The organism is Alicycliphilus sp. T452, assembly GCF_054512775.1.
This window is the reverse complement of sequence record NZ_JBTNEH010000015.1, coordinates 71,937-84,033: the sequence shown is the minus strand read 5'-3', so window position 1 is coordinate 84,033 and position 12,097 is coordinate 71,937. Positions and strand designations below refer to the sequence as shown.

Sequence of the window (12,097 nt, the reverse complement as noted above, 5' to 3'; positions counted from 1 at the left end):
ACCAAGAGGTCTGTTTCATGAAACTCTCCGCGATTCGGGTTCTGGCGTCGGGTGTGGTGGCCATGGGCGCGTTTTCCGGCGCCTGGGCGCAGCAGGAAGCGACGGGCGCGGGCGCCAGCTTTCCCGCGCCGCTGTATGCCAAGTGGGCGGCCGACTACCACAAGGCGACCGGCGTGAAGATCAACTACCAGTCCGTGGGCTCGGGCGCCGGGCTGCGCCAGATCGAGGCCAAGACGGTGGATTTCGGCGCGTCCGACGCGCCGCTGAAGGACGACGAGCTCGCGAAGAAAGGCCTGGTGCAGTTCCCCACCGTGATCGGCGGCATCGTGCCCGTGGTCAACATCAAGGGCATGCAGCCCGGCCAGCTCAAGCTCAGCGGCCAGGTGCTCGGCGACATCTACCTGGGCAAGATCACCAAGTGGAACGACGAGGCCATCAAGGCCCTGAACCCCGGGCTGAACCTGCCCGACGCGACCATAGCCCCGGTGCGCCGCGCCGACGGCTCGGGCACCACCTTCGGCTTCACGAACTACCTGTCCAAGGTGAACGCCGACTGGAAGGACAAGGTGGGCGAGGGCACGGCCGTGAACTGGCCCCTGGGCGCCGGCGGCAAGGGCAACGAGGGCGTGGCCGCCTTCGTGGGCCGCCTGCCCAACTCCATCGGCTACGTGGAGTACGCCTACGTCAAGCAGAACAGGCTGACGTTCGCGCAGCTGCAGAACGGCGCCGGCCAGTTCGTGTCCCCCGACGAGGCCACGTTCAAGGCGGCTGCCGCGGGCGCGGACTGGAGCAAGAGCTTCTACCAGATCCTCACGAACCAGCCCGGCAGGCAGGCCTGGCCCATCACCTCGGCCACCTTCATCCTGATGCACAAGGCGCAGGACAAGCCGGCGCAGGCCGCCACGGCGCTGAAGTTCTTCGCGTGGGCGTACAAGGAGGGCGACAAAACCGCCGCCGACCTGGACTATGTGAGCATGCCCGAGAGCGTCAAGGCCGTGATCATGAAGTCCTGGGCCGATATCAAGGACGGCGCGGGCCAGCCCATCGTCCTGAAGTAATCTGGCAACCACCGTGTCCACTACGCTGACCACCCGCCAGGCGCCGCCGCAGGCGGCCGCCGACGCCTTCGGCGGCTCCCTGCCGCCGCGCGCCGGCATGTTCTCCGGCGCCCTGGCCGACCGCATCTTCGCCGCCCTGGCGCGCGGCGCGGCGCTGCTCACGCTGGCGCTGCTGCTGGGCATCCTGGCCTCGCTGGTGCATGGCGCCTGGCCGGCCATCGAGCGCTACGGCCTGGACTTCCTGGTGCGCAGCCAGTGGGACCCGGTGGGCAACGAATACGGCGGCCTGGTGATGATCTACGGCACGCTGGCCACGTCCTTCATCGCGCTGCTGATCGCCGTGCCGGTGAGCTTCGGCATCGCGCTGTTCCTCACCGAGCTCTCGCCCGCCTGGCTCAAGCGCCCGCTGGGCACGGCCATCGAGCTGCTGGCGGCCGTGCCCTCCATCGTCTACGGCATGTGGGGCCTGATGGTGTTCGGCCCCATTCTCGCCACCTGGGTGCAGCAGCCGCTGCAGGCGCTGTTCTCCGGCGTGCCGTACCTGGGGGCGCTGGTGTCGGGACCGCCCGTGGGCATAGGCATCCTGTCGGCCGGCATCATCCTGGCCATCATGATCATTCCCTTCATCGCCTCGGTGATGCGCGACGTGTTCGAGGTCACGCCGGCCCTGCTCAGGGAGTCGGCCTACGGCCTGGGCGCCACCACCTGGGAGGTGGTGTGGAAGGTGGTGCTGCCCTACACCAAGACCGGCGTGCTGGGCGGCGTCATGCTCGGCCTGGGCCGCGCGCTGGGCGAGACCATGGCCGTCACCTTCGTGATCGGCAACATGAACCAGCTCAATTCGCTGTCGATGTTCGAGGCCGCCAACAGCATCACCTCGGCCCTGGCCAACGAGTTCGCCGAGGCCGGCGAGGGCCTGCACCAGGCGTCCCTCATCTACCTGGGGCTGGTGCTGTTCTTCATCACCTTCGTGGTGCTGTCCCTGTCCAAGCTGTTGCTGGCACGCCTGAAGAAGAACGAAGGAGCGCGCGCATGAGCCCCCGCACGGCCGTCCCGAAGGGGGCTCGCACCGCAGTGCGAAGCACGGAGGTTATCCAATGAGCACCTCGCAGAAACTCATCGCAGGCGCCGACCTGGCGCGGGCGCGCCAGGCCCGCTACGCGGCGCGCAAGCGCATGAACCAGGTGGCGCTGGCCCTGTCGCTGCTGGCCATGGCGTTCGGCGTGTTCTGGCTCGTGTGGATCCTGTGGGAGACCATGCGCCTGGGCCTGGGGGGGCTGAGCGCGTCCCTGTTCACGCAGACGACCCCGCCGCCCAACGAGGCGGGCGGGCTGGCCAACGCCATCTTCGGCTCCTTCGTCATGGTGCTGCTGGCCACCTTCGTGGGCACGCCCATCGGCATCATGGCGGGCGTGTACCTGGCCGAGTACGACCCGCGCGGCTGGCTCGCGGCCACCACGCGCTTCGTCAACGACATCCTGCTGTCCGCGCCCAGCATCGTCATCGGCCTGTTCGTGTACGCGGTGGTCGTGGCCCGTTTCAAGAGCTTCTCGGCCTGGGCGGGCATCATGGCGCTGGCGCTGATCGTGATTCCGGTGGTGATACGCACCACCGAGAACATGCTGATACTGGTACCCGCCAGCCTGCGCGAGGCCGCCTACGCGCTGGGCGCGCCCAAGTGGAAGGTGATCCTCATGGTGACGCTGCGCGCCGCCCGCGCCGGCGTCATCACGGGCGTGCTGCTGGCCGTGGCGCGCATCTCGGGCGAGACCGCGCCGCTGCTGTTCACGGCGCTCAACAACCAGTTCTGGAACTCGGATCTCTCCAAGCCCATGGCCAGCCTGCCGGTCACCATCTTCAAGTTCGCCATGAGCCCGTACGAGAACTGGCAGCAGCTGGCCTGGGCCGCGGTGTTCCTCATCACGCTGGCGGTGCTCGGGCTGAACATACTGGCCCGCGTGCTCACGCGCCAAAAGTAAAGAAGCAGGATTGCTCCCTGGAAAGACGCACATGCCTTCCACCAAGAACACCGCCGCCGCCGCGCGGCCCAAGCTCACGGTCCGCGACCTGAACTTCTACTACGGCAGGTTCCATGCCTTGAAGGGCATCAACCTCGACATTCCCGAGAACAAGGTCACGGCCTTCATCGGGCCATCGGGCTGCGGCAAGTCGACGCTGCTGCGCACCTTCAACCGCATGTTCGAGCTCTACTCCGAGCAGCGCGCCGAGGGGCAGATCCTGCTCGACGGCGACGACCTGCTCGCCAGCCGCCAGGACGTGGCGCTGATCCGCGCCAAGGTGGGCATGGTGTTCCAGAAGCCCACGCCGTTTCCCATGTCGATCCACGACAACATCGCCTTCGGCGTGAAGCTGTTCGAGAGCCTGAGCGCCAGCGACATGGACGAGCGCGTGGAATGGGCGCTGAGGAAGGCCGCGCTGTGGGGCGAGGTGAAGGACAAGCTGCACCAGAGCGGCGCGGGCCTGTCGGGCGGGCAGCAGCAGCGCCTGTGCATCGCGCGCGGCATCGCCATCAGGCCCGAGGTGCTGCTGCTCGACGAGCCCTGCTCGGCGCTGGACCCCATCTCCACGGCCAAGATCGAGGAACTGATCGCCGAGCTGAAGGACGAGTACACGGTGGTCATCGTCACGCACAACATGCAGCAGGCGGCGCGCTGCAGCGACTACACGGCCTACATGTACCTGGGCGAGCTGATGGAGTTCGGCGCCACCGAGCAGATGTTCTTCAAGCCCCGGCGCAAGGAGACGGAAGACTACATCACAGGGAGATTCGGATGACCGACAAGCACCTTTCCTCGCAGTTCGACAGCGAGCTCAACCAGGTCTCGGGCCGCGTCATGGAGCTCGGCGGCCTGGTCGAGTCGCAGATCCGCCAGGCCATCGCCGCGCTGTCGCAGTTCAGCCTGGAGGCGGCCGCGCAGGTCGAGACGCTGGAGCAGCGCGTCAACCAGATGGAGGTGGAGATCGACCACGAGCTCACCACCATCATCGCGCGGCGCCAGCCCACGGCGCGCGACCTGCGGCTGCTGATGGCGTTCTCCAAGGCCACGGCCAACCTGGAGCGCATGGGCGACGAGGCCACGCGCATGGCGCGCATGGTGCGCTCCATCATCGAGAGCGGCGCGGCGCGCTCGCTGCCCAGCAGCGACCTGCGCATGGCGGCCGACCTGGCCGCGGGCCTGCTGCGCAAGGCGCTGGACGCCTTCGCGCGCCTCGATACCCGCACGGCGCTGGCCATCCTCAAGGAGGACGACCTGATCGACCGCGAGTTCGACGGCTTCGTGCGCAAGCTCATCACCTACATGATGGAAGACCCGCGCACCATCTCGGCGAGCCTGGACCTGCTGTTCCTGGCCAAGGCCATCGAGCGCATCGGCGACCACTCCAAGAACGTGGCCGAGCTCATCATCTACCTGGTGGAGGGCAAGGACGTGCGCCATACCGCCCTGGAAGACATCGAATCGGTCGTGCAATGAAACCCTTTCCCCATGTCCTCGTCGTCGAGGACGAGGCCGCCATCGCCGAGCTCATCGCCGTGAACCTGCGCCACAACGGCTTCACGCCCATCTGGGCCGAGGACGCCGAGGCCGCCCAGCGCGAGCTGGACGCCGTGCTGCCCGACGTGATCCTGCTCGACTGGATGCTGCCCGGCATGAGCGGCCTGCAGCTGGCGCGCAAGTGGCGCTCCACCGCGCGCACCAAGGGCGTGCCCATCCTGATGCTGACGGCGCGCGGCGACGAGCCCGACAAGGTGGCGGGGCTCGATGCCGGCGCCGACGACTACATCACCAAGCCCTTCTCCACCCAGGAGCTGCTCGCGCGCATACGCGCCGTGCTGCGCCGCCGGGCGCCGGAGCAGGTGGCCGACAGCGTCGCCATCGGCGCCCTGAGCCTGGACGCCGCCACGCACCGCGCGAGCTTCCAGGGCCAGCCCCTGAAGCTCGGGCCGACGGAGTTCAAGCTGCTGCACTACCTCATGAAGCACGCCGAGCGCGTGCACAGCCGCGCCCAGCTGCTCGACAAGATCTGGGGCGACCACGTCTACATCGAGGAGCGCACGGTGGACGTGCACGTCAAGCGCCTGCGCGAGGCGCTGGGCGAGGCCAGCCCGATGCTGGAGACCGTGCGCGGCGCGGGCTACCGCCTCACGGCGCAGGGCGGAAAGTGAAAATGATAGCTGCCAGCGCTTGATGGTATTGCGCTAGAGTCTTATTTCATTCAAACCTACCGGTAAGCACGGCATGCCTTGGCGCTTTGCGATCTTTCTGTGCGCCCAGGCGCTGGGCGCGGCGGCGGGCGGCTGGGCCGCCGGCCCCTGGGGGCTGGCCGCGGGCGTGGCGCTGGCGTCCTGGCTGTGCTGGGGCTGGGAATCCTGGCAGGGCCTGCGCGTGCTGCGCTGGCTGCGCCAGGACGGCGAGCCGGCCCGGGCCCCGGCGCTGCGCGGCCCGTGGGGCGAGGCCTGCGACCGCATGCGCCGCCTGCTGCGCCAGCGCGAGCAGCGGGCGGCCGCCAGCGACGCGCGCCTGCAGGAATTCCTCGCGGCCCTGCAGGCCTCGCCCAACGGCGTCATCCTGCTCGACGCCCAGGGCCGCATCGAATGGTGCAACCAGACGGCGGCCCAGCATTTCGGCCTGCAGGCCGAGCGGGACCTCATGCAGTCCGTGGGCAACCTGCTGCGCGACCCCGCCTTCAGCAACTACCTGGCCGCGGGCGACTACGCCCAGGGCGTGCTGCTGCCGGGGCGCGAGAGCAGCGCCGCACACCCCGTCACGCTGTCGGTGCAGCTGCACCCCTACGGCGACGGGCGCCGCCTCATGCTGTCGCGCGACGTCACCGCGCTGGAGCAGGCCGAGGCCATGCGGCGCGACTTCGTGGCCAACGTCTCGCACGAGATCCGCACGCCGCTCACGGTGCTGGTCGGCTTCGTCGAGACCCTGCAGACCCTGCCGCTGCAGGAGGACGAGCGCGCGCGCTACCTGGGCCTGATGGCGCAGCAGGCCGCGCGCATGCAGCACCTGGTGCAGGACCTGCTGACGCTGTCGCGCCTGGAGGGCAGCCCCCCGCCGGGCATGGCCGAGTGGGTGCCGGTCTGCGCTCTGCTGCGCCACTGCGAGGACGAGGCGCGCGCGCTCTCGGCCACGCTCGCGCGCACGCCGGCGCAGCAGCACAGGTTCGTCTTTCCCACGCCCGCGCAGGCGCAGGCGGCGGGCCAGGTGGCGGGCATCGCCGCGGAACTGCAAAGCGCCCTGGCCAACCTGGTCAACAACGCCGTGCGCTACACGCCCGCGGGCGGCAGCATCACCGTGGCGTGGGAGCTGCTGGCCGACGGCGGCGCGCGCTTCACGGTGCGCGACACGGGCCCGGGCCTGGCGCCCGAGCACCTGCCGCGCATCACCGAGCGCTTCTACCGCGTGGACCGCAGCCGCTCGCGCGACACGGGCGGCACGGGCCTGGGCCTGGCCATCGTCAAGCACGTGGTGCAGCGCCATGGGGCCGCGCTGGAGATCTCCAGCGTGCTGGGGCAGGGCTCGGTGTTCGGCGTGCGCTTCCCGGCGGCGCGCGTGCGCGGCGTCAGTCCCGCCGCGCAAAGTGGCGCCGCTGCAGGCTGAGCACGCCCAGCAGCAGCGCGCTGAAGACCAGCGCCGTCACGCCCAGGGCCGCGGCACTGGCGGCCCAGAACGGGGCGGGGGAGTGCAGCGGCCCCCAGCCGGCCAGGCCGTGGTAGGCCAGCCGGTAGCCGCCATACAGGCCCACGCCCCACAGCAGCACGCCGTAGACCAGCAGCGGCGCGAGGGTGATGCGGTAGCTGCGCAGCACGAAGATGCACAGCGTCTGCAGCGCATCGGCCACGTGGTAGGCCGCCACCCACAGCAGCAGCGAAGTGGCCAGTGCCACCACCTCGGCGCTGGTCGAATACAGGCTGGCGATGGGTTGTCGTGCTATTGAAAGCGTAGCTGCAAGAGCACACCCCATGAGCGCTGCAAGCCAAAAACCCTTCAAGGCCGTGGCGCCGGCGCGCTGCTCGTCGCCGGCCCCGCGCCAGTAGCTCACGCGCGCGCTGGTGGCGATGGCCAGCGACAGCGGCACCATGTAGAGCACGGCGGCCAGGTTGGATGCGATCTGGTGCGCGGCAGAGGCCAGCGCGCCCTGGCGCGCGATGAACAGCGCCATGAGCGTGAACGAGGTGACCTCCACCAGGATCGACAGCCCGGCCGGAAGCCCCAGGCGCATGAAGCGCCCCAGCTGCGCCCCGTCGGGCCGCTCCATGGGGCGCCACAGCGCGAGCGGCGCATACATGGGGTGGCCGCGCAGCATCTTCCAGCCCACCAGCAGCAGGCCGTAGTTCACCGCCAGCGTGGCCCAGGCGCAGCCCGCCGCGCCCTGGGGGGCGAGCCCCGCGCCGCCGAAGGTGAACCAGATCGACAGCGGCACCTTGAGCGCCAGCGACCCCACCTGCAGCCAGGTCACGAGCTGCGGGTGGCCCAGGGCCTGGTTCAGCGTGCTGTAGATGCGAAACAGCAGCGCCGGCGGCAGGCCGAAGGCCAGGATCGCGAGGTAGGCGCGCACCTCGGCGCGCAGCTGCGGCGGCACCTCGGTCCATTGCAGGATGGGGCCGGGCGAGAGCAGCACCGCCATGCCCAGCACGCAGGCCACGGCCCACAGGTACAGCGACTGGCGCACGCTTGCGCCTATGGCGCCCTGCGCGCCCGCGCCGCGCTGCTCGGCCCAGACGGGCAGCAGCGCCTGCAGCACGCCCATCAGCGCCACGTACACGCTGATGAAGACGGCCGAGCCTATGGACAGCGCGGCCAGCGACTCCTGCGCATGCCGGCCGGCGACGATGGTGTCGGTCACGCCGAAGGCCATCACGGCCAGCTGCCCGGCCAGCACGGTGAACGCGTGGCGCGAGATGATGGACAGCTCGGACATCAGCGCTCCACGTCCACGCGGTGCAGCACCAGTATCCTGTCGTTGCGGTCCGTGGGGCGGCCGATGCTGGCCACCGCGCGCCATTCCGCAGGCGGCAGCAGCGTCGCCACGGCCGGGCCCATGGCCGCGTCGGCCACGGCCCAGTTGCACAGCGGCAGCTCGGAGACCGCCTCCACGCGCAACTGGCCGTGGTACGTGAGGGCCGCGATCTGGGCGCGGCTCAGGCCATAGCTGGCCACGCAGCCCTGCCTGTCGGTGATGGCGGCGGCCACGCCCGCCACCTGCGCCTCCATGCTGCGGCCGTAGTTCAGCAGCGGCAGCCACAGCGTCATCATCAGCAGCCAGCCCAGCGTGGCGCCGCTGGCGGGCAGCACCAGGCTCTTCCAGATGGCCGGGCGGTTGCGCGCCGTGCGCCAGGCCACCAGCGCGCACCAGGCGGCCGTGGCCGCCAGGGCCACGCCGAAGGCCAGGGCCGAGAACGCGGGCTCGTAGCCCGGCGCCAGCCTGGCCACGTTGGCCGCGGGCTTGGCGGGCACGCCGGTCTGCACCGACAGCCAGATGACCCAGATGGCGATGGCCGACGCGCTGAAGAACAGCAGCGTGAACCAGTCGATCAGCGCCGAGATGCTGCGGCGCAGCGTGGGCAGGGCGAAGGCCGCCAGCGTCGCCAGCGCCGGCAGGCCCAGCAGCAGCGCGCGGTCCGAGGGCCGCGTGGTCAGCGTGGCGCCCACGGCCACCAGCACGAACCACAGCGGCAGCAGCAGGTGGCGGTGCCATTGCCGGCTGACGATCAGGCGGCGCCAGCGCCACAGCGTCCACAGGGCCAGCGGCCAGGCCGGCCAGCTGAACCAGATGAACAGGCGCAGCAGGCTGTGCCACTCCTTGCCGTCGCCCAAGCCCTCGATGCGCCAGGCCCACAGGTCCAGCAGCCAGGCCAGCAGGGCGGCGCCCAGCGTCGATGCCAGCAGCACTGCCGACGCTGCGCCGCGCCGGGTCGCGGGCGCCTCCTTGCCGCACCACACCAGCCAGGCGCAGCCCAGCCCCAGCAGCACGGCCAGCGTCGGCGCGCCGCTGAGTACCAGGCCCAGCAGGCCGGCCACGGCGGCGGCCACCGGCCATGCCATGCGCCAGGGCATGGCGGCGCCGGCGGCGAACAGCAGCGCCGTGCCGCACAGCTGGGTCAGGTAGCCGGTGGTTTCGTGCGACAGCTGGGCCAGCCCCAGGCTCGCGATGAGGGCCAGCAGGCCGGCATCGGCGATGGCGCGGGCATAGTCGGCGGGCCTGGCCTCGCCGCCGAAGGCAAAGGCCACGGGCTGGGCGCCAGGGCCGCGCGCCAGGTAGTACACGCCGTACCAGGTGGCGGACAGGGTCAGGAGCAGCAGCGCGATGAACGGCAGCCGGGCCGCCATCGCGGGCGACAGCCACCCATTCAGGGCGTCGATGGCCCATGCGCCCAGCCAGTAGGGCAGCAGGCCATCCCCATCGGGCGGCATGCCGGCCAGCAGCGGGTTCATCCAGTCCGTGCGGCCCAGGGCCAGCTCATGCATGTAGCCGAACGAGGCCACGTCGGCATGGCGCCAGGGCGCGCGCCCGACGAAGCCGGGTATGGCATAGGCCAGGCACAGCAGCAGCAGGGCCCAGCGGGGCAGGGGCCGCACGGCACTCTGGGCGACGATGGCGGGCGTGGGATGGATCACTCGGGCTGCGCGGCGTTGCGGTTGGACGGGAAGGGCCCTGGCGGCAAGAAAAAAGGCAGCGCGGTGAAGCCGGGCTGCCTTGGGGCGTGCTGCAACGGGCCCACGCGCCGGTGGGCGGGGGCTGCGTTGCTTACTTCGCTGCGGTCTTGCCGAAGCGGTTGCGGAAGCGCTCCACGCGGCCGCCCATGTTGTCCACGGATTTTTGCGTGCCGGTGTAGAAGGGGTGGGATTCGGACGAGGTGTCCAGCTTGAACAGCGGGTATTCCTTGCCTTCGAAGGTGTCGGTTTCCTTCGTGTTCACGCAGGAGCGGGTCACGAACTTGAAGCCGTTGGACAGGTCCACGAACAGCACTTCGCGGTAGTTGGGGTGAATGCCTTCTTTCATGATTTCTCTTTCAGGTCAGCGGGAGCCGTGCCAGCCAGCCTGGCGTACTTTCCGCAAAAAGCTCTCGATTATGGCACAACGGCTGCGCGCCCGGCTCAGCCGCCGCGGCGCATCATGTCGAAGAAGTCCACGTTGGTCTTGGTGGCCTTCATGTTCTTGATCATGAGCTCCATGGCCTCGATCTCGTCCATGTTGTACATGAACTGGCGCAGGATGCGGGTCTTCTGCAGGATCTCGGGCGCGAGCAGCAGTTCCTCGCGGCGCGTGCCGCTCTTGTTGAGTTCGATGGCGGGGAACACGCGCTTCTCGTACAGGCGCCGGCTCAGGTGGATTTCGCAGTTGCCCGTGCCCTTGAACTCTTCGAAGATCACCTCGTCCATGCGGCTGCCGGTATCGACCAGGGCCGTGGCGATGATGGTCAGGCTGCCGCCTTCCTCGACCTTGCGCGCCGCGCCGAAGAAGCGCTTGGGGCGCTGCAGCGCGTTGGAGTCCACGCCGCCCGAGAGCACCTTGCCGCTGGAGGGCACGACGTTGTTGTAGGCGCGCGCCAGGCGGGTGATGGAGTCGAGCAGGATCACCACGTCCTTCTTCAGCTCCACGAGGCGCTTGGCGCGTTCGATCACCATCTCGGCCACGTGCACGTGGCGCGCGGCGGGCTCGTCGAAGGTGGAGGCGATGATCTCGCCCTTGACCGAGCGCTGCATCTCGGTCACTTCCTCGGGGCGCTCGTCCACCAGCAGCACCATCAGGTGCACGTCGGGATGGTTGGCCGTGATGGCGTGGGCGATGCTCTGCATCATCATCGTCTTGCCGCTCTTCGGGGGCGCGACGATGAGCGCGCGCTGGCCGCGGCCGATGGGGGCGATGATGTCGATGATGCGGCCGGTGATGTTCTCCTCGCCCTTGATGTCGCGCTCGAGCTTCATCTGCTCCTTGGGGAACAGCGGCGTGAGGTTCTCGAACATCACCTTGTGCTTGTTCTGCTCGGGCGGGCCGCCGTTGACGGAGTCGAGCTTGGTCAGCGCGAAGTAGCGCTCGCCGTCCTTGGGCGTGCGCACCTCGCCCTCGATCATGTCGCCGGTGTGCAGGTTGAAGCGCCGCACCTGGCTGGGGCTGATGTAGATGTCGTCGGTGCTGGCGGTGTAGCTGGAATCGGGGCTGCGCAGGAAGCCGAAGCCGTCGGGCAGGATCTCGAGCACGCCGTCGGCAAACACCTGCTCGCCGGCCTTGGCGCGCTTCTTGATGATGGCGAACATCAGCTCCTGCTTGCGCATGCGGCCGCCGTTTTCGATTTCCAGGGCTTCGGCCTGCTTGAGGACCTCGGACACGTGCAGTGCCTTGAGTTCGTTAAGGTGCATGAAATGACTCCTGCGGCGGAGTGGATGTATGTCTTGGGACTGGAAGGGAGGCGGCTGCGTGCCATGCGGGCCTTGGGTTGCCCTGGCGAGCCAGTGACCGGAACCGGCCGCTGCTGGATATGTGCGGCTAGGGGATCAGCGCGGATTATGACAGGAAAATTCCCGCGCCTTCACACTGCACGCCGGCCAGCCGCGCACCGGGCTGGCCAGCGCGGGGCGCATCACCCCAGTTGCTGGTCGATGAAGGCCGTGAGCTGCGCCTTGCTCATGGCGCCGACCTTGGTGGCGGCCAGCTGGCCGTCCTTGAACAGCATCAGCGTGGGAATGCCGCGGATGCCGAACTTGGCGGGGATCTCGCGGTTGTCGTCCACGTTCATCTTGGCCACCTGCAGCTTGCCCTGGTAGGCGCCGGCCACTTCGTCGAGGATGGGGGCGATCATCTTGCAGGGGCCGCACCATTCGGCCCAGTAGTCCACCAGCACGGGCGTGGAGGACTTGAGCACGTCGGCTTCGAAGCTGGCGTCAGACAGTTGCTTGATGAGGTCGCTTGCCATGGGTGTTCCTTGGGATTTGGCGGATGGGTCAGAGGTTAAATTCGGACCATTGTGACAGAAACCAATCCCCCATCCGCCGGTGTGCCCGGCCCGCCAG

The 12,097-nt window shown here is 69.2% G+C and carries 12 protein-coding genes; 7 read left to right on the top strand and 5 right to left on the bottom strand.

The annotated features are described in order from the left end of the window. Positions 1-17 precede the first annotated feature (17 nt). From pstS to phoR, 7 genes are all read left to right on the top strand, one after another. Positions 18-1,058 (top strand): phosphate ABC transporter substrate-binding protein PstS, encoded by a 1,041-nt coding sequence (gene pstS / locus ACX12L_RS14340; protein ID WP_459263208.1) that lies wholly within the window; start codon positions 18-20, stop codon positions 1,056-1,058. A 97-nt stretch (positions 1,059-1,155) separates the two neighbouring features. After that, positions 1,156-2,094, top strand: coding sequence for a phosphate ABC transporter permease subunit PstC (gene pstC / locus ACX12L_RS14335; protein ID WP_459263246.1), 939 nt, complete (start codon positions 1,156-1,158; stop codon positions 2,092-2,094). Between the two features lie 61 nt (positions 2,095-2,155). Further along, positions 2,156-3,037 carry a phosphate ABC transporter permease PstA gene (gene pstA / locus ACX12L_RS14330; RefSeq protein WP_459263207.1) on the top strand — a complete coding sequence of 294 codons (882 nt, stop codon included), beginning with the start codon at positions 2,156-2,158 and terminating at the stop codon, positions 3,035-3,037. 31 nt (positions 3,038-3,068) lie between these two features. Beyond that, entirely contained in the window at positions 3,069-3,854 is a 786-nt protein-coding gene (gene pstB / locus ACX12L_RS14325; RefSeq protein WP_459263206.1) for a phosphate ABC transporter ATP-binding protein PstB, read from the top strand. Beyond that, on the top strand, positions 3,851-4,552 hold the full coding sequence (gene phoU / locus ACX12L_RS14320) for a phosphate signaling complex protein PhoU (RefSeq protein WP_459263205.1): 702 nt from the start codon (positions 3,851-3,853) through the stop codon (positions 4,550-4,552). Before pstB ends, phoU begins: the two co-directional genes overlap by 4 nt. Then, positions 4,549-5,244, top strand: coding sequence for a phosphate regulon transcriptional regulator PhoB (gene phoB / locus ACX12L_RS14315; RefSeq protein ID WP_459263204.1), 696 nt, complete (start codon positions 4,549-4,551; stop codon positions 5,242-5,244). The genes phoU and phoB overlap by 4 nt, the downstream gene beginning before the upstream one ends. 73 nt (positions 5,245-5,317) lie before the next feature. After that, positions 5,318-6,685, top strand: a complete 1,368-nt coding sequence (gene phoR, locus ACX12L_RS14310) for a phosphate regulon sensor histidine kinase PhoR (RefSeq protein WP_459263203.1) — start codon at positions 5,318-5,320, stop codon at positions 6,683-6,685. On the opposite strand, the gene ACX12L_RS14305 is transcribed toward phoR, so the two are convergent. From ACX12L_RS14305 to trxA, 5 genes are all read right to left on the bottom strand, one after another. Then, entirely contained in the window at positions 6,648-8,006 is a 1,359-nt protein-coding gene (locus tag ACX12L_RS14305; protein WP_459263202.1) for an MATE family efflux transporter, read from the bottom strand. The genes phoR and ACX12L_RS14305 overlap by 38 nt on opposite strands. Then, on the bottom strand, positions 8,006-9,703 hold the full coding sequence (locus ACX12L_RS14300; protein WP_459263201.1) for a hypothetical protein: 1,698 nt from the start codon (positions 9,701-9,703) through the stop codon (positions 8,006-8,008). Before ACX12L_RS14300 ends, ACX12L_RS14305 begins: the two co-directional genes overlap by 1 nt. A 130-nt stretch (positions 9,704-9,833) precedes the next feature. Continuing rightward, on the bottom strand, positions 9,834-10,088 hold the full coding sequence (locus tag ACX12L_RS14295; RefSeq protein ID WP_013519305.1) for a type B 50S ribosomal protein L31: 255 nt from the start codon (positions 10,086-10,088) through the stop codon (positions 9,834-9,836). Positions 10,089-10,183: 95 nt separating this feature from the next. Then, positions 10,184-11,446 (bottom strand): transcription termination factor Rho, encoded by a 1,263-nt coding sequence (gene rho, locus ACX12L_RS14290; protein WP_459263200.1) that lies wholly within the window; start codon positions 11,444-11,446, stop codon positions 10,184-10,186. A 221-nt stretch (positions 11,447-11,667) separates the two neighbouring features. Then, on the bottom strand, positions 11,668-12,000 hold the full coding sequence (gene trxA, locus ACX12L_RS14285) for a thioredoxin TrxA (protein WP_059401122.1): 333 nt from the start codon (positions 11,998-12,000) through the stop codon (positions 11,668-11,670). Positions 12,001-12,097 lie beyond the last annotated feature (97 nt).